The following is a 20,944-nucleotide window of genomic DNA, read 5'->3' as shown; positions in this document are numbered from 1 at the left end:
TAGTATAATCCCAAGCTGAACTGTAACTTTTAGTGATTTATTTTGTGATTTTTGTTTCATTATTGCACCTATAAATTTTACTTTGTATCTTTCGCGTTAAACCAATTAAAGAATAAACATAAGCCTGCGGGTGACTATTTTTGGAAATTCCACTGAAATTAATATGTGAGTGAGCAAAATGGCTAATAAAGAGTTTTTTTACCAAGAACCTTATCCATTATCTGAGGATAAAACCGAGTATTTCCAAGTCTCTGATAAATATGTTTCTGTAGAACAATTTGCGGGAAAGCAAATTTTAAAAGTTGAACCTGAAGCATTAACCCTCCTTGCCGAACACGCAATTTATGAATCTCAGTTTTTTTTAAGAGCCGCGCACCAGAAACAAGTCGCTGCTATCTTACATGACCCAGAAGCCAGCGAAAACGACAGATATGTTGCATTGCAGTTACTTCGCAATGCTGAAATTTCGGCAAAAGGTATATTACCAAACTGCCAAGATACGGGCACTGTCGCGGTTGTTGGGAAAAAAGGTCAACAAGTTTGGACAGACTGCGACGACGAAGAGTACCTCTCTCGAGGGATTTATAACGTCTTCCAACACGAAAACCTACGTTTTTCTCAAAATGCCCCGCTAGATATGTTTAATGAAGTCAATACTGGCACAAACCTACCTGCTCAGTTTGACATTTTTGCGACCACTGGCGATGAATATCATTTCCTGTTTGTTAACAAAGGCGGCGGTTCAGCAAATAAATCAGCACTTTACCAAGAAACAAAAGCAACATTAACTCCAGCTAAGTTAAAAAATTTCTTAATTGAAAAAATGCGGAATCTAGGCACAACAGCTTGCCCGCCTTATCATATTGCCTTTGTTATCGGTGGTACTTCTGCAGAAACAACCCTGAAAACCGCCAAACTTGCCTCTGCAAAATACTACGATAATCTGCCAACCACAGGTAATGAGTATGGCCGTGCCTTCCGTGATATAGAGCTAGAAAATGAGTTATTAGAAGCTTCACGTCATCTTGGTTTTGGCGCACAATTTGGTGGTAAATATTTTGCTCACGATGTTCGTGTTGTTCGTTTACCTCGCCACGGTGCCTCTTGCCCAATCGGCTTAGCTATTTCTTGCTCTGCTGATAGAAACATTAAAGCCAAAATAACCAAAAGCGGTTTATGGCTTGAAAAAATGGAGCACAACCCAGCCCAATACATTCCTGAGTCTATGCGTAATCAAGCTGAAGGAAAAGTAGTACATATTGACCTCAACCGCCCAATGAAAGACATTTTGGCTGAGCTGAGTAAACACCCTGTATCAACACGTGTTTCCCTCAGTGGGCCACTTATTATTGCTCGGGATATTGCGCATACGAAATTGAAAGAGCGTTTAGATAGCGGCGAAGAACTGCCTCAATACTTTAAAGATCACATGGTGTATTACGCAGGCCCAGCGAAGAAACCTGAAGATATGGTTTCCGGTTCTTTGGGCCCAACAACCGGTAATCGGATGGATCCTTATGTCGATCTATTCCAGTCCCACGGTGGCAGCATGCTAATGTTGGCGAAAGGTAACCGAACTCAATTGGTGACGGATGCCTGTAAAAAGCATGGTGGGTTCTATTTAGGCAGTATTGGTGGGTCCGCAGCAATACTTGCTCAAGAATATGTGAAAAGCCTAAATTGCCTTGAATATCCAGAACTTGGAATGGAAGCAATTTGGAAAATGGAAGTTGAAGGGTTACCTGCGTTCATTTTGGTTGATGACAAAGGAAATAACTTCTTTGAGCAAGTGCAAAATGAAACTTGCGGCAAATGTGTTAAATAGAGTTAGCCACCCTAGCGCAAAGGAGTGCGCTAACTTTCGTTAGCCGGTATGACGATGTAGCATAGCCATGCTGTTACATAATCATACAGTTACATAACACACAGTTATATAATAAAAGAGTGGGCCAAAAGCCCACTCTTTTATTATCATTTTATACAATCCATTTTAACTATCACTCACATCGATATATTACTGATATCAATAATAGTTAATTCGAACAATGGTTGAGGCGTTAAATCCACCCGTTTTCACCGTCCCCGCCTTTTTAATTGTTGCACTGTAATCACGGGTTACTGAAGTACTTCCTTGCGGTAGGCTACCAAAAAACTGGAAGTAATTGAATTTTATATTATTACTTTTATCGTCCATAATTATTAAGTTGGTGCCATTTTTTAAATCAATCGCATATTCACCATTCAGTGGATCAGTCGTTTCAAAATTGATATTCATAGAGAAATTATCAAGACAACCTCTTTTCACCGCTTGAACTTGAAAATCCTTTTTAAACTCTTTCCCTTGATTCAAGTCTGTAATCATTAGCTGGCCAAAATCAATTTGCTGTGACTCAGGGAAAACTTTAATATCTGCGCCGCACTTTAAGAAACGGATCCCCCGTAATCCAGATATCGAGTAGCGTAAGTTTTTCGCCCCTGGTGTCGTATTGATCCCACCGCTCCCATCAAATTGGAAAACTGTAAATTGATTATCACCCTCATAGTTACCTGATGGCGGTACAGTCCCTGTCACTTTGATATACAGTGTAAATGTCACCGTCACTGTCACGTTTTCGTTGCCACTAATTGGTTTTGTACCTAAACTCACTTTTTGTTTATCTCTCTCAAGCTGTTGGCCTTGATAGTTCGCACCGAGTAGTAAGCCAGTACCTAACTTTTGAGATGTTGGGTTAAAATACATATGAACAACGTCAACCATATTTCCAAGCACGTTGTCGCAAAAAACGGTGACTGTCAGTGGGTCAGATTGCCAAATAATTGTTCCGTCTGGTGTATCTGCCGGAATAGCTAATTGGCCAACAGGTACTGCAGGTTTAATAACCACTCCGGTTCCGGCTTCCACACAATCTAATGCAAAGGTTTTTGGGCTAATAAAAACGAATAGAAATACAATATAAAAACCATATTTTTGAATAAACCTGTGTATCATGATTTATACACCTTATAGGTAAGTAATATTTAAGGTAATTTGCGTTTTAATATTACCCACTGTTAATTCATTTCTGGGTAGATAACTCTCTAGCATGGAATAAATCGTAATTTGCTGGTTATCATCAAAATAGATTGGATAACTACGATATTCGCCATTAGGAACAATATTGCTATCTTTATCCATTAAGCGAATGCCGTAGCCATTTAGAATGGTTTTACCACCAAATAAATTGCGGTCTGTACTTGCAGTTGGCTCTGAAATAAACATGATCCTGACAACTGGATCCCTATCATCGCGATCGCGTTTTGGGAAAATGCAGTCATCAAATTTTAATTTGATTTCATGCTTAGGGCTTCTATCCCCAATTTCATTAAAATAATTCAGAGATATTGGGCCTAATTCAATATTTTGATCTATAGAGTAAAATGAAATTTTACAAGGCAATGCCACTACATTCCCTGTAAAATTAAGATCACCTCTCATCATGCTACTATCTGCATAGCTTTGGCTTCCACATAGAGATAGCATGAAAAGACATATTGAAAAGTAGCAATTTCTCATATCTAAAATCCTATTGGCTCTCTTTTGACAGCTGGCAGGTCGACGCAGCGCATTGGTAAGTCAACATTTTCATCCCACCGTAATCATCCATATAGCCGGTATATAATTGATTAAAACCGCTTGTCGGCACGGAGACACTTTCCTTAGAAAGCGGAGCAATCATCACACTTTCAAAACCAGGGAAATTTTTCTGGTTGTTGTTACTAAGGTAACCCAGTGTCACGTAATATTTAGTTGGGTTTTCAATTAATAATTGTCCACCTGTATGCGTATATTTCAGCTCTTTAGCCCATACTTTGTCGCTATTATTTTCGATTTGAGGTGGCCGATAAAACATTTTTAGACGGCTTTGAATCGCAATCTGAACAACATTTTCTTTATCTGCAACAGGGGGGATTTCGCGCACATTTAAATAGAACAGCGATTCTCTATCTTGTGGAAGAGCATCAATTCCCTCTGTTTTAATAATTTTTATTTGGTTTTTAGCATTAGGCTCAACACGTTGCATCGGTGGTAAAACCGTAAAAGGTTCAGAAACCTTATTCCCTTTTTCATCTTCCATCCAAGATTGAGCTAAATAAGGCATTGTTTTACTTTGATTATTAATAACCAGACTTATTGATTTATCTTTGCCTGGAAAAATAATTCGTGTACGGTCAATATTGATCGCAGCAGACGCAACTTGCATGCCGACAAAAACTAATGAAAATCCTAAAGCTACTACATACTTTTTACTCATACATCATTCCTTTATTGGCAAGGGATCAGGACTTTACCCTGATTTTTTTCGGCAATATTAGGTAAATTCAAACTACATTGGTTTGCGCCCGCAGCCCATTTCACTATGTAGCTTTCTTCTGGATCCACACCCGTTAAATACGCAACGCCGCTATCAGCAATAATTCCGACTTCTCTTCCTGTGCTTGACTCAATCACACTGGTGCCAAGCGGTGGATAATTTCCATTATTCAAACGGATAATTGCTAAAATACGTTTTCCTTGATTCGCTTTTATTCTCTGATAACCAATTGACCCCTCAGTCAGGGTTTTACCAATAATGTTGTCATTGACATCTACATCATCAGGTAATGTATTCATATCAATGTAAACATCTGAATTAGAAAAACTATTTAAGCTTGTCGCTACACCAATCCCAAATCGGTTTGTGACTGATTCGCCATTATCAATCGAAATCCCTGCAACATTGTCACTATCAATCATCACACGAGGCTCGTTGTTAGTCCCGTTGCGGTGCATGGCCGCACCGTATTTCGTTGCTGTCATGGAACCATACCAACTACCACCGACAGCACGATATGAGTTCACATTTTCAGTCGCATTAACATTTAATACGCCATAAGGTGATGAATATTGATAACTACCACTGATATTTGGTTCTGCGCGTCCAAGTTTGTGCTGATCACCACCAACACGCATACTCCAATAGTTGTTATTCTCGTTTGCACTGTAATAACCCACAGATTGACCAAAGCTATGGTCATTGTCTGCATACTGAGCGTCATAACTCACTGAAGCGCCATTTTCGAGTGGCACGGAGAAAGATAGATAAATTTGATTATCATCCGTCTCTTCATATTTAATTTTATTGAGTGATAATGTGCCGGAAATATTTTTAATTTGCCCAATACTAAATAACTTACTAAAACTCATCCCAAAGTTTGTTGTTGATTCACTATTCCAAAATTGGCGATGAGAAGCATTAAAATAGACAGTTAAATCCAGTGGGCTAATGTATTGATTAAAAGACGCGGTATAGACGTTTTTGTCACGTCTAAAATCAAGCACACCGTTAGCTGCATCAATGTATTGAGGCATCGTTAAGAATTCTTTTTCAGAAAATTTATAGCCTGCGAATGTTATCTGTGAATTGGTAGATTCAAAACGTTTAGAATAATTTAAACGATAGCTATTACCTGAATAAGATCCAAAATTATCTAAATTTGCATGGGTGCGAGTGATATCAACAGAGATAGCACCAAACATATTCATGTTTTGCCCTATCCCCAAGTTCATCGCTTGATAATTGTTATTATCTACCGTTGCAATTAACCCACCAAAGATGGATGTATCACCAAATAAACCATAGGAAACTTCTCCTACAATAAACTTAGGATCAATTTTCTGTGAGCGACCAAATGGGTCGGATTGCCCCATGGTAAATTTATAAAGTAGCTGCCCCTGACGCGTTAAAAATGGCAACGATGCCGCTGTCACTTGATAAGTGGTTTTTGAACCATCTTCTTCCTCAATGGTTACATCTAAAGTACCTTGTACCGCTTCAGTGATATCTTGAACATTAAATGGCCCTGGAGCGACTTTAACTTGCTTAATCACACGCCCATTCTGTGAAATAATCACCATCGCATTCGTTTTCGCAATACCGGTAACCTGAGGTGCATAACCGCGTAATGAAGGTGGAAGCATCCGGTTATCACTAAAAATAGACGCCCCTATAAAGCGAAAACTATCAAATAAGTCAGTCTTCAAATAAGACTCACCAAGTAAAACCTTTGCACCCATTTGAGGTAAAGCACGAAAAGCGTATAACTGAGTCCAATCAAACCGCTCATTCGTTTTACCTTGAGAACGATTATATTGATATTGATAGTCAGCACGAAAACGCCAAGCTCCTAAGTTAACGCCAGCGGTACCGTTACTACTACCACTGAATGTTTCACTGTTATTTTTAGGCGCTGAGTAATTGACAAACAGGTTATAGTCGAGAAATGCGCCCGTAATCCCATTTTCCCATTGGGAAGGTGGAACCCAATACGGGTCATCATATTCAAGCCAAGCTTGAGGGATAGAAAATAAGATATTCTGATTCGCTTTATCAAAGCGATAGGTAATATCTAAATTTTTAGATAGTTCAACACACTGGCCATTATTATTTTGCAGAAGTTCTTCCTTTACCTTCTTTTTTAATGCAAAAATATTTACCATCTCTGGTGTAATACAGAGTGTTGAAGTATCTTTACTCTCTTCAATGAATTTAATTAAATACTGCCCAGATAACTTTCTACCATTCAATGTAATATCTGTTAAATATTCACCAGCAGGAATAAAATCGGGATTAGAAAACTGACTCAAATCAATATTATCTCTGTCCTTAGCATCAATAATATTCATATTAAATTCCACTGCATTCGCTATTCCCGAAACGGAAAACGCCAAAGCAATTGAAAATAATATTTTATTTATTTTAAACTGAGGCAATAGAGACATGATGTTCCCTGTCAAAAAATAAAAAAAGGAAAATAACAGGCAAATATATGCCTGTTATTTAAAATAAAAAATTACAGGTAGTTTAAAGCGTAAGTTGCTTGAGAAATAATGCTACCAGTTTCAACTTTGCTACCATTTGCTTCAACACGTGCACTGAATGCTAATTTATTTGGACCATCCGCTAATGGCATCTCAACGCTGGTATCACCAACTTTCATTGTTGCGCCATCTGCGTTGATTAAACGAACACCCACACCTTTAGAAGTACCAGTATTTGCCAGCAATTCTTTAGCTGTAGTATCTGGAGTACCAGTGAACGTTACTTTAACTTTGCTAACCGCAGGGAAGATAACTTTGTTGTCAGCATCTGTCACTGCACCTAAATCACAGTTTTCTAACTGGATATTGTATTGAACGCTTTGGCTATATTTGTTACCAGTTTCCAATACTTTATTTGCAACTTGGCCAAGGTCAACGTTGATTGTACCATCACCAGGGATTGAGCAAGGTGCATTAATCACTTTACCAGTAAAGTTGATGATGCCACTTCCTTGATCTACAGGTGCTGCGTGTGCAATACCAAATGAAGAAGCGATAATTGTAGCTAATGCAATTTTAGTTAATTTCATTTATATTTTCCTATAAAAAGACGACAGATGTACCAATCACCTAATAATCAATAAATTATTAAGTTGATATTTATTTACTGAGAGTGTAATGATAAATAAAATACAAGATCTAGGTTTTTACTAGATAAAAGTAAAAACACTACACCTTTATTAATTTAAATTATTAATTAATTTAAAAACATATAACTTTATTAATTTAATCTTGTAACCAGATTATTCTTATTTTTTAAATTAATTATTTTCTTTATTGATAAAAACATCATCGATAAAAAAACAAATCATTTCAGTTTCTAACGCATTAGCAAGCACGTGCAAATTCTCAATATTAATATTGCACTCGCCTCTTTCATAGCGGGAAATTTGCTGCTGACTAACGCCAACAAGATTCGCTAATTCAATACCTGAAAGCCCTAAGTGCTTTCTTCTTTTTCTAATCTCTCTGCCTACTATCCGATTTACATTTATCATTAACAATAGCCCAAAATAACCTAAAATATTAAATGGCTAAATTATATTACAGATCAAAATCTTTAACATAATAAACTGCACTGATTATACACCGCTTATATATCCAAATCAAAATAGCAAGAACCAATTAAAACACGAAATTTGAGTTAATTATAGTTTTCAATATATAAAAGTAAAACTGTTTATAACGATCAATATAATAAATTAAAGCCATTGAAACCTATCAATATTTCATTATTTAAGCTTTGATTATCTTATAAGATAAAAATCACATTGTTCATATTAGTTACTATTTTTTATAAAACGAATTACACCATCTCAAGGTGTTGATTTTAAATCAAAAAAAATAATAACCATCACCAATGGTAACATCGGGAAATATGCCGTAAATTTAATTTCCAATAAAATAAAGGCATTTACTGTTGATTTAATATGGTATTCATTGATTAATAAGTATTTTTATGTATTTATTTTTATAAATTAATTTAATTTTTACATTTTTAATGTTTACTTCAAAAAAACAACTGACAATGGTTTTTTATTTTTATCATTTATTATGATTAGATTAATAGCAATTTTAACTTACTCACATTAAGGGTTTAGAATATAAAAAACTGAAATACCCTTTAAATTACTACTATTTAATCATGAATAGAGCAAGTTACTCATAATTAAAGTAAAAAAATGTCGATAGCCTTCATTAACACATATTTAGAGTAAAATAAAACAATTTATGACATAAATAACCTTTAAATAACAACAAGTTACATTTATTTCAAATTGTAACAAATCACAAATGTATATTGCAATTTTATAGAGTTAAAATGGAAAATAACAAAAATAAAACATAATAATATTAGCCTGGAGCATTACAAAATGAGTAATACAAGCATTTCACTTCGCAATTTCCCCAATAAATAGTCAAAATGACAAGAAAGACACCTATCATTATTACATTTTGCGCTCATAGCTTAAGTTAGTTTCTTGCCTTTAATGCTAAGAATAAAGGTTACTTACATGGCCAATTCACTAAATAAAGACACTTATTAAGATAAAATCACCCAAGCACCTTTAAGCAAAGTTGATAATATAAGAATATTAAAGCTAAATTAAAGATTTTTTTCGCATAATGTAACTATGAATCATCTTTTTAAGTTAACTTACCCGAAAAAAACACCTGTAACGAGTTAGTTAAATATTATATTCAACAACTTATAATAATAAAATACAAAAATAACTCATTATTTTTTGTTCGAACGACATATTTTTATCTCCTTAACCTAAGGAGATAAAAAGAATGCAATATAACCCCTACTCCACGCTGCAACAGTTCAGTTTCAACATCGCCCTAATGATAAGACCTATAACCTAGGCCGCATTCATAACTTTATTACCCAAGTCGAACAACAAGACGTGAAAATAGTGGTGTTGCCTGAGATATGTATTACTGGTTATTGGCATGTGCCAAAGTTACCAGATGAGGCTTTTTCATGCCTTAAGTGAAACTTTAAGCTCAAATGACACTCGCTCAACATTGTGAACAAGCCCAATGGTGTATTGATGTGGTATGGCAGACTTCATTGCCTAAATTATGGCAAAACACCATCAATGAATTGATTGATGAAGTTTATAAAACATTTTCAAGAGAGAGCGAATAAGAATAATTCCGTAATTCCTCTCCGTAATTCCTATATATTAAATATTTGAACTCTGATATTTATTGTCATTATCATCGCAAGATAGGCACATATTGATATGTCTGGTAACCAGTCAATAACCCCCCTAAAAATCATTGCTTCTGGAGTTGCACTTCCTGAGCATAAAATTTACTCATCCATGTTGGATGAAAAATTAAATAAACCAAAAGGGTTTGTCGAAAAACATTCAGGTATCGAATACCGCTTCCATGCAACTCATACCGATTCACAAGCAGTATTAGCCGCACTAGCGATTCAAAATGCATTGCATGCGAACCATATCGCACCAAGCAGTATTGATATGCTAATCAATGCTTCAGCTATCCCAGTGCAAGCGCTACCGTGTTCAGCTGCGCATATCCTTGAACAATCGAATTTAAACCAAGGTATTGCCTGCTTTGATGTCAACTCCAGTTGCATCAGCTTCATCACTGCACTTCAGGTCGCGGCTGGGTTATTAGCCACCAGTACTTACCAACGCATCGCAATTGTTTCTGCAGATATCGCCTCGCGCGGTATTGACTGGCAAGATAAAGAATCATCGCTGATTTTTGGTGATGGCGCAGCTTGTGTTGTTGTGGAAAAAGGAGATGGAAATAGCGGAATTATTTCTTACACCCATACCACCTATACTGCAGGGATCGATTTTTGCGAAATTCGCGCAGGTGGCACAAGATGCAACCCGCGCTCAGGTATGACTGACGATGATTTTCTTTTTCATATGCAAGGGAAAAAACTGTTTCGCCTCGCGTCTTCTTTGATTGAAGATTTTATGCAACAGGTTTTCAGTGAATCGGGTTTACAGCTCAAACAAATTGGTACCGTTATTCCACACCAAGCCAGTCACCTTTCTTTAGAACATATGCGCCAACGTGTAGGCGTGACGACTGACCAACTGATTGATATTTACCGTCACCGCGGGAACCAAGTCGCGGCATCGATTCCTTCAGCACTGCACGAAGCGATTATCACAGGCCGTTTCTATGAAAAACAAAGTGCGATGCTGATTGGTACTGCCGCCGGTTTAGCGTTGTGCGCTATGGTGTTGGTGCCATGAAGATCTTGGTAACAGGCGCAACAAGTGGCCTGGGACGTAATGCTAGCGAGTACTTACTTCAAAGAGGCATTGATGTCGTCGCTTGTGGCCGAAACCATCAAGCAGGGGAACAGTTAAGCCAATTAGGTGCAACATTTATTGCCAGTGAATTATCTGAACTTACCGTTCAAGAAGCAAAAATACTCATGGCGGGCTGTGATGCAATTTGGCATTGCGCTGCCCTTTCCTCGCCTTGGGGAAAACGCCAAGATTTTGAGAAAACAAACGTTCATGCAACTCAAATATTGGCTACCGCTGCGGGGGAAGCCAAAGTTTCACGCTTTATCCATATTTCCACCCCTGCCATCTATTTTAATTTCACCCACCAGCAAAATATTCCTGAGTCTACGGTTAATAAACATTTCGCTAACCAATACGCTAGAACAAAATATTTAGCCGAGACTATGATAGAACAGTGTGTTAGGCAGTTTCCAACAACGCGTTACACTATTTTGCGCCCTCGAGGCTTATTTGGCCCTCATGATCGCGTTTTGCTACCGCGTTTGCTTGCCCAAATAAAATCACGAAAAGGAAAGTTGGTCTTACCTAATGGGGGAAATAACCATTTTGACCTCACCTATGTGGGAAATGTGGTTCACAGCATGCAGCTGGCGACGTTCAAAGAAACACTCCCCAGTGGCGCCATTTATAATATTACGAACCAACAGCCTCAAGCACTTAAACAAACATTAAATCAGCTATTTAGTGAACTTAACTTAGATTGTGAAATTCGTTCAGCCCCTTACCCTTTACTGTATGCTATTGCCTGTCTATTAGAGACCATTGGCTATTTAACGGGAAAAGAGCCATTACTGACACGCTATAGCCTTGGAGCTGCCTATTTCACCATGACATTAGATAACCAAAAAGCCCAACAAGAGCTGGGTTACTATCCTTTATATAGCATGCAACAAGGCGTTCATTTAACTGCGAAATGGCTGAAACAACAGGAGAACCCATGCTAACTATTCATCAATATGAGGTGGGTTATTGCACACATCCAGGCTGTGTCGCATTAAAAGGTGCTAGTTTTAAATCCTGTAAATTCCCAGCAAGAGCATGGCTGATTGAAGATGAACACCAACGTTGGCTGTTTGATACCGGTTATGCCACCCATTTTTATGATCATACGCGCCATGGCATTATGCGGCTATACCGAACAGTTACCCCTGTGTATTTCGACAGCAAAGACGCCCTTGTCAATCAATTGGCTAGTGATGGCCTAAAACCTAATGATATCAATGGTGTGATTTTGTCCCATTTTCATGGCGACCATATCGCAGGGCTACGTGACTTCCCCATCATACCCATTATTTGTTCAGGGGATGGTTGGGCTAAAACTCGCCCTTTAACTGGGTTTGCTGCATTGAAAAATGCCTTTGTCAGTGGTCTATTACCTGACGACTTCGAACAACGTACTGTATTTTATGAAGGTTTCCCCAAGGTCGCGTTACCCAATGAATTGCAAGTTTTAGGCGAAGGCTATGCCGTCAATCAGCAGAAAACGTTACTCATTGTCCCTCTCCCTGGGCATGCTGCAGGACATATTGGTTTGTGTGTACTAACTAACTCAGGCTGGATATTGCTCGCAGGCGATGCGGCTTGGTCTCCCACTAATTATCGTGAATTACGCGGCCCTATGGCAATTGCCAATATCATCATGGATGATAAGCAAGCTTATTATGAAACACTAAATAAATTGCATGAGATTGATAAACGCAATGTGGTTATCCAACTGTGCCATGAAGGGGATTTATTGTGATCCTCTCGATGCTCTGGCATTACTGGCGCGCACGCCGTTTAAAATTTAAAACTCGGGATGAACTAGAAGCCCATCAACAACGACATTTGGCACAATTCAAGCGCAACGTATTAACCAAAAGCCCCTATTTTCAGCCTTATATTCATCAAGAGTTACATGATTTCCCCATTATGAATAAGCAAATCATGATGGATAATTTTGATGAAATGAATACCGCCGGGCTTTCTAGTCAAAAACTTCTAGAATGTGCGCAAAAAAGTGAGCAATCTCGGGATTTTGCCCCTAAAGTGGGGCGCTACAGTGTCGGGTTATCCTCTGGAACTTCAGGCCGTCGAGGTCTGTTCGTTGTTAGCCCAGAAGAACAAAATGTCTGGTCTGGCAGTATGTTAGCTAAAATGTTACCTAAAGGCTTGTTTAGTGGTGAACGCGTTGCACTGTTTTTACGTGCCAATAATAACCTGTATGAAAGTGTCAATAACCGTTGGATTTCACTACGTTTTTATGACCTTTTTGCAGATTTTGACCTACAACTCGCTGCGCTTGAACAATATCAACCTTCCATCATCGTTGCGCCAGCCCAAGTGTTATGCGCGATTGCTGATGCCATCAGCCAACAAAAAATTCAATTAAATACACAAAAAGTGATTTCTGTCGCTGAGGTATTAGAGCCTCATGACAAACAAAAATTACAAGGGTGCTTCCCCAATGTCGGGGAAGTCTACCAAGCAACGGAAGGGTTTTTAGGCTGTACTTGTTCCCATGGTACTTTGCACTTAAATGAAGCGTTTGTGCATATTGAGCCTAATTGGCTTGATAATGACCGTTTTTCGCCGATTATCACGGATTTCACCCGTAAAACACAGCCTATTGTTCGCTATCAACTGGATGATGTGTTAGTGGTGAAAAAAAATGCCTGCCCCTGTGGCTCTCCTGAAATGGCGATTGAACGCATTGAGGGCCGCTGTGATGACTTGCTGCAACTTCCAGGCTATAACGGCAAAATTGTGACGATTTTCGCTGATCCCTGTGCTCGGGTTATTGTGAATCACTTACCTGTTACTGCCGATTTCCGCTTAACACAGCAAGGAAACTCATTATATTTACAGGCTGAATGTTCTCCTACGGAGCTGTCCCATTGCCAACAACAACTGGTAAGCTATTTTGCAAACCAACACGTTGATATTACTCAATTAGATTGGCAATTATCATCAGCTGCTATTATGCAAACACTCTCGGTTAAAAAGCGACGCATAACCCGTAAGGAAGCGAAATGAGTAGCAAAGAATTATTCACTCGCTTTATTTATTGCCTGCTCGGCTGGGGAACCGTTGGTATTGTTTATCAATATACCGGGCAAATAACGGGGCAGGCTCATATTTTGTCCCCCAGTGAGATTGATAATGCCGTGCCATTTTCACCCGACGCCATCTGGCTTTATCTCTCATTTTTCCTGTTTATCCCACTTGGGTATTTTCTCAGCCCTCTAAGAAAGGCTCGCTCACTCATGTATGCCATGCAGCTCTGTGCGCTGGTTTCTGGGGCGGTCTATCTGTGGTATCCCACGACCATGCTGTACCACGATTACGACTTTTCAACCTTATCTGGGCGGGTTTTGTCTGCATTGATTGATATTGATAGCCCACAAAATTTACTCCCTTCTCTACATGTCTCATTGACTCTCGTCGTACTGAATGCATTATGGTCAACACAACAAAAATTTCGCACGGTTCTCGCCGTGATTTGGGCCATTGCTATTTGTGTCTCTGTATTGGTGTTAAAACGCCATTTATTTATTGATGTTGTCACTGGCGCACTCACCGCTTGTGGAGCATTAGTGATTGTTCACACTGCGAAGTTTGTCTTAAAGAGAAACACTAATGAATGAATTAACCTTTCCGATTGTTTTCATGTTAGCGGTCGTAGTCGCAGAAGGTTTAGTGATCGCTAAAACACAAAAAGGCACCGTTAGCTGGCAAGAATTGGTATTCAACCTCAATTCCGGCCATATCATGTTATGGTTATTCAGAGGGTTAGAGATTTTCTGTTACGGCTTTGTCGTGACCCACTACTCATTCAACCTCGTTGAAAACTGGCCAACCGCACTGGTGTGGGTGTTTGCGATTTTGGCTTGGGACTTTGGTTTTTACTGGCTACACCGTTTGCACCATACCTACCGTGTTTTATGGGCCGTTCATGTGGTACATCACCAAGGGGAACACTATAATCTATCATTAGGTGTGCGTAATTCTTGGTACTCATCACTGACATCAATCCCATTCTTTATGTTACTGGCGCTAATGGGGATCCCCTTAGAGGTGTTTATCACCGTTTCAATATTGCACTATACCATTCAGTTTTTTAACCACAGTGCGCTGATCCCTCGTTTGGGTTGGTTAGAGAAATTCATGGTAACGCCACAACACCACCGAGTTCATCATGTCAAGGAAGGGCATTATTCCAACCGTAATTTTGGTGGCAGTTTTATTTTTTGGGACAAACTGTTTGGTACATTTTCCAAATTGCCTGAAACTGAGCACCATTTTGGTATCAAAGGGGCTCCCGCATCTGAAAACCCGTTTATTGATAGTAATTTACCTTTTTGGCGTATCATTAAACGCCGCAGTCAGCCCAAGGCAAAACCCGCGCCATTATTTCGTGTAAACCAAATCGCATTAGTAATGGGAACGCTCCTCCTATTTAGCCTAGTGATTGGTTATGTCTATATTTATGGCTATGGTTACCAAGGGACGACTCAACAACAAGTAATTCTATTTATCTTATTAGCCTTAGGTACCGTGGCACTATCCGGTATTTCAGATGGCCGTAAAATTGGCCTGTTGAGCTGGTTTTTCATCGCTTGCTTGCTATTAATTTGCATTTTATTTATTTGGCAATGGACAACCCCATTTTGGGTTATTTTTACCAGTGCTCTGTGGTTGCATAGTTTATTAATGTTAATCGGTATAGGCCGAAAACCCATACAGGTGAGTGATGTCTTCTGAGCCGCTAAGGCCGTTAGGCTACCAACATCGCCATGACCAAGCGTTCCAAAAAGCATTGAACATGGCGGCCAAACACTATTTACAACAGCAGGCTGATCACCGTTTCGCTGACACACGTTTTTATTTAAAAAGTCTGGTTTTAATCTTGTGCTGCTTAGGCAGCTACGGCATAGCGTTATGTGTTAATACGTCTTGGGTGTTTTTTATTTCTTACCCTCTATTTATTTGCTTCGCATTGTTATTAGCGATTAATTTAGTTCACGATGCTTCCCATAATGCGATTTTTAAACAGGCCAAAGCTAATTATTGGCTCAATTTTTGGGTCACTATTCCGTTGGGTTTAGACCCTGAATGTTGGCGAGTCAGGCATATTATTTTTCACCATGCGCACACCAATATTCGTCATTATGATTTAGATATCGAAGAAAATTTCGTCTTACGCCAAACCCCTTATCAGCGCTGGTACCCGTTTATGCGAGCTCAGCATCTGTATTGGCCATTAATTGCCGCAATGACTTTCCCTGCACTGATTTGGTTCTTTGATTGGATGGACAGATTTCATTTGACGCGCGTCGCCCCTCATATGCGCCATCAAGGCCGTCGTGGTATTGGGGCATTTTTATTGGCTAAGTTACTGCATTTGATTGTTGCAATAGTCATACCTGCGTTTGTTATTACTGATATCAGTTTAGGGGCCTTGCTACTCACTTACTTATTTAGCCAAATGTTTGCCTCTCTCATATTTGTTGTATTGATACTTGGCACCCATTGGGCGAAAGCAACTTTTTATACGCCTCCCAAAGAAGGCAATATGCCACATGGTTTTTATACTCACACGTTTTCAACCACTTATGATTGGCAAACCACGCCTCGTTGGCTAACCTATTGGTTAGGCGGGTTAAACTTACATCTTACACACCATTTATTTCCCAATTGGAACCACCGCCATTACCCTGCCCTTGCTAAGATCATTGAGCAAACCGCCAAACAGTTTTCGATGGATTATCATTGTATTAGCGCAAAAGAATTGTTTGTTTACCAACAGCAGTTTTTAAAAGAGATGGGAACGGGCAAGAAAGCGGATGAGCACTGAGCCAAACAACCCAGTGCTTAGTTCACTATATTGATTATCTATCGATAATAATATTTTGATTTATCACGCTTTTTTCACTATTACCCACCATCTGAGCAAATTTCTCTAATGGGTCAGTCCGAAAAGCATACAAACGTTTGAGCGCAAAAGGGTTATCCCCCAATTTGACTTTTCCTTGAATGGTCGTGACGGCAAGGTGTAGCCCCGCATCTTTAGCCGCACCCATCGCTGATTGGTTATAACCACCAAATGGATATGCAAGGTAACGCTGCTCAGGTTCGAAACGACTTAAAACTCTTATCGACCGTTTAAAATCCAACATGATCGTATGTTCTTTCCGGCTAAATAAAATGGGTGAATTATGGTTATCTAAACGATGTAAAAAGTGAGTATGAGATTGGATATTAAAAACGTCTCGACTATCTTTGATTTCTTGCTTATTCATAAATTGCAAGTCATGCGCTGACCATTTTTGTGGCTGTGTTTTGATGCGTGAAGAAATAATAAACAACGTCGCCTGCTGGCGGTTATGCCTTAAAATCGGTAATGCATAGCGATAAACTGATTTTAAACCATCATCAAATGTCAGCACAACGGCTTTACCAGGTAGGTTAGCGGATTTATTCAGATAATCTTCCACATCCGCAAGCGAAAGTGTTTGGTAACCCGCCTGTTTTAAATAATTCATTTGTTCTCGAAATGCTTCTACCGATGTCGTCGTGGATGTTTCACGGAAATGCTTATTTTCACTATCTTTGAGAATATGGTGATAAGTTAAAATTGGAATGCCTTTATCTAATGCGACATCATCTAAACGCACATAACCCAGCCTATCCCCTATACGGATGGTTAGCCAAGCACTCTTTTCTCCTGCTTTATCCGTTTTAATCATCCGAGCTAACACAGGGTAGCGCAGGTTTTCCCATAAAGAGGCAATTTGCTTACGATTACCCTGAGTTGAGTTATATACCGCTGTTTTTTGGTGTGTGACCAAATAATCATAAATAGGATTTTGTAAGTCATTTAGCCTATCTACTTCAGGGACATAACGCGGTTTTTGGTTAGAAAACGATATTGTTTTTACAAATGCGTAGTCATTGCCAAACTGCATCGCGCAATAATCCCCTGAGGGAGAATAAGCGTAAAAACCGTGTTCTGCGTTAAGTTCTGCGACAGCGCGCATTTCTCCAGCAATCATCGCAAAAATAATTTCAGGCTGTTTCGTTTGCACTAGCTTTGGTGGGATGTCTGCCAACTGCCAATCGTCAGTGTTGTTGACGGTCTCAGAAGCCATAGATTGGGGAAGATAATTCGTAAATAAAATACAAAGCAATAAAAGAAATCGTCTAGACATGTTTTATCCACTATAACGCTGGGTTTCCGTAATTATTCTAAACCGACTCTAGATTGAACCCCATACCCTGATAGAAATTTTTATTATTCCCTGCCACCCATTATTTTCGCCCACTAAGCTGTTATACCAATTTTGAAAATATGACCTAACCTATCACACAGAATAAAGAGATCTAGCTCATATTTATCAGTAAAAAGCACCATACAGGCACAATCTGTAAATCATTTGACAGTTTAATCCATTTCCCGCTGCTAGATTGGCATTCAACCACCTTACAACACCTGGGAACAACAATGAAAATAAAAGAAATTAGTACTTTTATCATGCACGTACCTGTCACTAATGACCTAATTGGTGACTCAACTCACAGCATTACCCATTGGGGGATGCCGGGTGTCATGATCAAAACAGAATGTGGGTTAGTCGGTTATGGCCATACAGGGACACATGCCGACATCACCACTGACCGTTTAATCACCACTATTATGGAAGATGTTTTCGGCCCAATGTTACTCGGCGAAGACCCAACAGAAGTGCGCTATTTACATCGAAAACTCACTCGCAGCTCAACCAATATCTGGGTAGGTCGTGGTGGTTTGATGCAAATGGCGATTTCTGCCATCGATATCGCCCTTTGGGACCTTAAAGCTAAAGCCGCAGAGCAGCCACTATGGCAACTGTTTGGCGGTTCAAAACACAATAAAGTTAACGCCTATAACACTGACTGCGGTTGGTTAGTGCGTAGCCAAGAAGATTTAGTCGATGATTGTAAAAAAATGATCTTCGAAGAAGGTTTCAAAGCAATAAAAATGAAGATTGGCAAACCCGACCCACGCGAAGATCTTCAGCGTATTGAAGCTGTTCGCAACGCAATTGGCGACGATATCGACCTAATGGTCGATGCAAACGGTAAATGGGATATCAGTATTGCCAAGCAATATGGCCACCGTTTAAATGATTTTAATATTAAGTGGTTTGAAGAACCATTATGGCATGATGATGTCGCCAGCCATAAACAGCTTGCCGCTTATATGGACACACCTATCGCATTAGGTGAATTACTTTATCACAATGATTCATTCAAAGAATTTGTCTTGGCGGGTGCCGTTGATTATTTACAGCCTGATGCAACACGCTGTGGCGGTTTAACGGCGGTATGGGAAATTGCTGACTTAGGTATGGCCTTTAATTTACCCGTGACACCACACCATGGCGATATGATGCAGGCACAATTGCATCTGGTAATGGCACATCCAGCTTGTTCTTTACTGGAATTTATTCCATGGACACTGGATTGCTTTGTTGACCCAGTCGAAGTCATTGATGGTGTTTATACCACACCAACCGCGCCTGGGGCAGGTACAACGTTAAAACCTGAAGCATTAGCTAAATTTAACGTGAAATAATGATCATTCCCTTTTTCAATATTTCATTTCTAACAACATGAAAAAGGGAAATTAATAACAAGAATTATTCATTTTAAATTACTTATTTACACTCTAAATAATTCATGGTGCAGTCAACAACACCGCAACTTGAAGTATGACGAGTATATTAGCTCTATACTCTACTCTGCTGGTTATTCAGCGGCGGGCTAAACACATAATAAAAATGAATAGATAACATTACTATCTTACAAAAAACTGGGGTGAACCATGTCCACCAATACGGATCATTTATCATCGGCTACCAGCAAAGCAATACGAAAAATAATACCTATGGTGGTATTAATGTTCATATTGGCTTATTTAGACCGTTCAAATATTGGTTTTGCAAAACAAGAGTTTCAATTAACAACAGGGTTAAGTGACGCTGCATACGCATTTGGTGCAGGGATCTTTTTTATCGGCTATGCACTGTTTGAAGTGCCAAGTAATATTCTGTTGTACCGCATTGGTGCTCGGGTATGGCTATCGCGCATTATGGTCACGTGGGGGCTAGTCTCTGCCGCCATGATGTTTGCCCATGATGAAACCACCTTTATTGTGCTGCGTTTCTTACTCGGTGTCAGTGAAGCCGGCTTCTTCCCGGGGGTTATTCTGTATTTAACCTTCTGGTTCCCACAAAATATCCGTGCACGGGTGACAGGCTACTTCTTATTTGGTGCACCACTGGCGTTTATCATTGGCGGCCCATTATCCGGCTCATTATTGTCGTTAGAAGGAACGTCATTTGCCTTCGGTTTATACGGCTGGCAGTTAATGTTTGTCGTAGAAGGCTTATTAGCGTCTATCGTCGGGATTTGGGTATTCTTTTACCTTGATGACCGCCCTGAAAAAGCCAAGTGGCTGACAGCTGAGGAAAAAAGTGCACTTTCCGCTAAATTAGCCTTGGAAGAAGATGCCAAAGCAGGCCATAGCCCGAAAGGCGCCCTGAGTGCGCTATTAGATATGCGCGTTCTCTACCTGTGTCTGATTTGGTTTACCGTTCAAGTATGTGGCTATGGGATTTATTTCTTCTTACCAACCCAAATCGGTACGTTGTTGGGCAGTAAAGTCGGCATACTTGTAGGCTTTGTTACCGCCATTCCACCACTGTGCGCTGCAATTGCCGTTTACTATGTTCCACGTATTTCAGAACGTCTCAAAGAACGTCGTAAAGTGGCCGCTATTACCTTTATGTTAGGGGCTGCGGGCATTGCGGTTTCTGGTTTATTCGATAGCATTCCAGTCATTGCGATTATTGCCCTGTGTGTGGCAGCGGCTGGCCACTTAGCTATGCAACCGCTGTATTGGAGCTTCCCATCGGCATACTTAGGCGGCACCGCAGCTGCATCGGGTATTGCGTTGATTAACTCAGTGGGTAACTTAGGTGGTTTTGTGGCACCAAACTTACGAGTTTGGGCTGAGGCAACCTTTGAGTCTGCCCGTGCAGGGCTCTATTTTATCGCGTTAGTCGCCTTTATCGGGGGTCTATTGATTTTGACATTAAAAAGATTAGGTATTGAAAAACGATTTGAAGATTAATTAATTATCTTTTAAATCCCTCCCGAGCCGCATCAATGGCTCGGGTTTTCTATTACCCTATTTCTTATTTATGAGGTT

The 20,944-nt window shown here is 39.5% G+C and carries 18 protein-coding genes and 1 pseudogene; 12 read left to right on the top strand and 7 right to left on the bottom strand.

Annotation, left to right across the window (positions count from 1 at the left end; all coding sequences use genetic code 11):
• Window positions 1–178: 178 nt before the first annotated feature.
• Window positions 179–1,825, top strand: coding sequence for a fumarate hydratase (locus tag G6Q48_RS01665; RefSeq protein ID WP_102138038.1), 1,647 nt, complete (start codon window positions 179–181; stop codon window positions 1,823–1,825).
• Between the two features lie 198 nt (window positions 1,826–2,023).
• On the opposite strand, the gene G6Q48_RS01660 is transcribed toward G6Q48_RS01665, so the two are convergent.
• The 6 genes from G6Q48_RS01660 to G6Q48_RS01635 form a co-directional block, all read right to left on the bottom strand.
• Window positions 2,024–2,989 carry a fimbrial protein gene (locus G6Q48_RS01660; RefSeq protein ID WP_102138039.1) on the bottom strand — a complete coding sequence of 322 codons (966 nt, stop codon included), beginning with the start codon at window positions 2,987–2,989 and terminating at the stop codon, window positions 2,024–2,026.
• Window positions 2,990–3,001: 12 nt separating this feature from the next.
• Window positions 3,002–3,478, bottom strand: a complete 477-nt coding sequence (locus G6Q48_RS01655) for a fimbrial protein (RefSeq protein WP_229597484.1) — start codon at window positions 3,476–3,478, stop codon at window positions 3,002–3,004.
• 85 nt (window positions 3,479–3,563) lie between these two features.
• On the bottom strand, window positions 3,564–4,292 hold the full coding sequence (locus tag G6Q48_RS01650; protein WP_102138041.1) for a fimbrial biogenesis chaperone: 729 nt from the start codon (window positions 4,290–4,292) through the stop codon (window positions 3,564–3,566).
• An 11-nt stretch (window positions 4,293–4,303) separates the two neighbouring features.
• Entirely contained in the window at window positions 4,304–6,799 is a 2,496-nt protein-coding gene (locus G6Q48_RS01645; RefSeq protein ID WP_166264218.1) for a fimbria/pilus outer membrane usher protein, read from the bottom strand.
• Window positions 6,800–6,870: 71 nt separating this feature from the next.
• Window positions 6,871–7,428, bottom strand: coding sequence for a fimbrial protein (locus G6Q48_RS01640; RefSeq protein WP_102138043.1), 558 nt, complete (start codon window positions 7,426–7,428; stop codon window positions 6,871–6,873).
• A 231-nt stretch (window positions 7,429–7,659) separates the two neighbouring features.
• Window positions 7,660–7,896: a helix-turn-helix domain-containing protein gene (locus G6Q48_RS01635; RefSeq protein ID WP_004907928.1), complete on the bottom strand. Its 237-nt coding sequence runs from the start codon at window positions 7,894–7,896 to the stop codon at window positions 7,660–7,662.
• Window positions 7,897–9,204: 1,308 nt separating this feature from the next.
• On the opposite strand from G6Q48_RS01635, the pseudogene G6Q48_RS22720 reads away from it, so the two are divergent.
• The 9 genes and pseudogenes from G6Q48_RS22720 to G6Q48_RS01590 form a co-directional block, all read left to right on the top strand.
• Window positions 9,205–9,369, top strand: a pseudogene (locus G6Q48_RS22720) (nitrilase-related carbon-nitrogen hydrolase); the annotation flags it as partial.
• 44 nt (window positions 9,370–9,413) lie between these two features.
• The gene (locus tag G6Q48_RS01625) at window positions 9,414–9,554 is read left to right on the top strand and encodes a hypothetical protein (RefSeq protein ID WP_181489896.1); all 141 of its coding nucleotides are present in this window, start codon (window positions 9,414–9,416) and stop codon (window positions 9,552–9,554) included.
• Window positions 9,555–9,651: 97 nt separating this feature from the next.
• Complete coding sequence (locus tag G6Q48_RS01620; protein ID WP_166264216.1) at window positions 9,652–10,650, top strand: 3-oxoacyl-[acyl-carrier-protein] synthase III C-terminal domain-containing protein; 999 nt, start codon at window positions 9,652–9,654, stop codon at window positions 10,648–10,650.
• Window positions 10,647–11,654 carry an NAD-dependent epimerase/dehydratase family protein gene (locus G6Q48_RS01615; protein WP_166264214.1) on the top strand — a complete coding sequence of 336 codons (1,008 nt, stop codon included), beginning with the start codon at window positions 10,647–10,649 and terminating at the stop codon, window positions 11,652–11,654. Before G6Q48_RS01620 ends, G6Q48_RS01615 begins: the two co-directional genes overlap by 4 nt.
• Window positions 11,648–12,451 (top strand): MBL fold metallo-hydrolase, encoded by an 804-nt coding sequence (locus G6Q48_RS01610; RefSeq protein WP_102138047.1) that lies wholly within the window; start codon window positions 11,648–11,650, stop codon window positions 12,449–12,451. Before G6Q48_RS01615 ends, G6Q48_RS01610 begins: the two co-directional genes overlap by 7 nt.
• Window positions 12,445–13,725 carry a F390 synthetase-related protein gene (locus G6Q48_RS01605; protein WP_181490176.1) on the top strand — a complete coding sequence of 427 codons (1,281 nt, stop codon included), beginning with the start codon at window positions 12,445–12,447 and terminating at the stop codon, window positions 13,723–13,725. The genes G6Q48_RS01610 and G6Q48_RS01605 overlap by 7 nt, the downstream gene beginning before the upstream one ends.
• Window positions 13,722–14,336: a phosphatase PAP2 family protein gene (locus G6Q48_RS01600; protein ID WP_102138049.1), complete on the top strand. Its 615-nt coding sequence runs from the start codon at window positions 13,722–13,724 to the stop codon at window positions 14,334–14,336. The genes G6Q48_RS01605 and G6Q48_RS01600 overlap by 4 nt, the downstream gene beginning before the upstream one ends.
• Complete coding sequence (locus G6Q48_RS01595) at window positions 14,329–15,453, top strand: sterol desaturase family protein (RefSeq protein WP_102138050.1); 1,125 nt, start codon at window positions 14,329–14,331, stop codon at window positions 15,451–15,453. The genes G6Q48_RS01600 and G6Q48_RS01595 overlap by 8 nt, the downstream gene beginning before the upstream one ends.
• Window positions 15,443–16,546, top strand: coding sequence for a fatty acid desaturase (locus tag G6Q48_RS01590; protein ID WP_166264212.1), 1,104 nt, complete (start codon window positions 15,443–15,445; stop codon window positions 16,544–16,546). The genes G6Q48_RS01595 and G6Q48_RS01590 overlap by 11 nt, the downstream gene beginning before the upstream one ends.
• 34 nt (window positions 16,547–16,580) lie before the next feature.
• Here G6Q48_RS01590 and G6Q48_RS01585 read toward each other — a convergent pair whose 3' ends face one another.
• A complete protein-coding gene (locus G6Q48_RS01585; RefSeq protein ID WP_166264210.1) occupies window positions 16,581–17,900 on the bottom strand; it encodes a polysaccharide deacetylase family protein in 1,320 nt (439 codons plus the stop codon).
• Window positions 17,901–18,193: 293 nt separating this feature from the next.
• Here G6Q48_RS01585 and G6Q48_RS01580 point away from each other — a divergent pair, with 293 nt between their 5' ends.
• Window positions 18,194–19,306: a mandelate racemase/muconate lactonizing enzyme family protein gene (locus G6Q48_RS01580; protein ID WP_102138053.1), complete on the top strand. Its 1,113-nt coding sequence runs from the start codon at window positions 18,194–18,196 to the stop codon at window positions 19,304–19,306.
• A 249-nt stretch (window positions 19,307–19,555) separates the two neighbouring features.
• Window positions 19,556–20,866: an MFS transporter gene (locus tag G6Q48_RS01575; RefSeq protein ID WP_102138054.1), complete on the top strand. Its 1,311-nt coding sequence runs from the start codon at window positions 19,556–19,558 to the stop codon at window positions 20,864–20,866.
• Window positions 20,867–20,944 lie beyond the last annotated feature (78 nt).

Source organism: Providencia sp. M-27, assembly GCF_011077905.1.
Taxonomy (GTDB): domain Bacteria; phylum Pseudomonadota; class Gammaproteobacteria; order Enterobacterales; family Enterobacteriaceae; genus Providencia; species Providencia huaxiensis.
Note: the sequence above shows the minus strand (reverse complement) of the source record. Positions and strands in the feature narration are given on the sequence as shown.

Coding starts and splice junctions, on each gene's coding strand:
- G6Q48_RS01665 (WP_102138038.1), top strand. CDS start 179: ATGGCTAATAAAGAGTTTTTTTACCAAGAACCTTATCCATTATCTGAG.
- G6Q48_RS01660 (WP_102138039.1), bottom strand. CDS start 2,989: ATGATACACAGGTTTATTCAAAAATATGGTTTTTATATTGTATTTCTA.
- G6Q48_RS01655 (WP_229597484.1), bottom strand. CDS start 3,478: ATGATGAGAGGTGATCTTAATTTTACAGGGAATGTAGTGGCATTGCCT.
- G6Q48_RS01650 (WP_102138041.1), bottom strand. CDS start 4,292: ATGAGTAAAAAGTATGTAGTAGCTTTAGGATTTTCATTAGTTTTTGTC.
- G6Q48_RS01645 (WP_166264218.1), bottom strand. CDS start 6,799: ATGTCTCTATTGCCTCAGTTTAAAATAAATAAAATATTATTTTCAATT.
- G6Q48_RS01640 (WP_102138043.1), bottom strand. CDS start 7,428: ATGAAATTAACTAAAATTGCATTAGCTACAATTATCGCTTCTTCATTT.
- G6Q48_RS01635 (WP_004907928.1), bottom strand. CDS start 7,896: ATGATAAATGTAAATCGGATAGTAGGCAGAGAGATTAGAAAAAGAAGA.
- G6Q48_RS01625 (WP_181489896.1), top strand. CDS start 9,414: ATGACACTCGCTCAACATTGTGAACAAGCCCAATGGTGTATTGATGTG.
- G6Q48_RS01620 (WP_166264216.1), top strand. CDS start 9,652: ATGTCTGGTAACCAGTCAATAACCCCCCTAAAAATCATTGCTTCTGGA.
- G6Q48_RS01615 (WP_166264214.1), top strand. CDS start 10,647: ATGAAGATCTTGGTAACAGGCGCAACAAGTGGCCTGGGACGTAATGCT.
- G6Q48_RS01610 (WP_102138047.1), top strand. CDS start 11,648: ATGCTAACTATTCATCAATATGAGGTGGGTTATTGCACACATCCAGGC.
- G6Q48_RS01600 (WP_102138049.1), top strand. CDS start 13,722: ATGAGTAGCAAAGAATTATTCACTCGCTTTATTTATTGCCTGCTCGGC.
- G6Q48_RS01595 (WP_102138050.1), top strand. CDS start 14,329: ATGAATGAATTAACCTTTCCGATTGTTTTCATGTTAGCGGTCGTAGTC.
- G6Q48_RS01590 (WP_166264212.1), top strand. CDS start 15,443: ATGTCTTCTGAGCCGCTAAGGCCGTTAGGCTACCAACATCGCCATGAC.
- G6Q48_RS01585 (WP_166264210.1), bottom strand. CDS start 17,900: ATGTCTAGACGATTTCTTTTATTGCTTTGTATTTTATTTACGAATTAT.
- G6Q48_RS01580 (WP_102138053.1), top strand. CDS start 18,194: ATGAAAATAAAAGAAATTAGTACTTTTATCATGCACGTACCTGTCACT.
- G6Q48_RS01575 (WP_102138054.1), top strand. CDS start 19,556: ATGTCCACCAATACGGATCATTTATCATCGGCTACCAGCAAAGCAATA.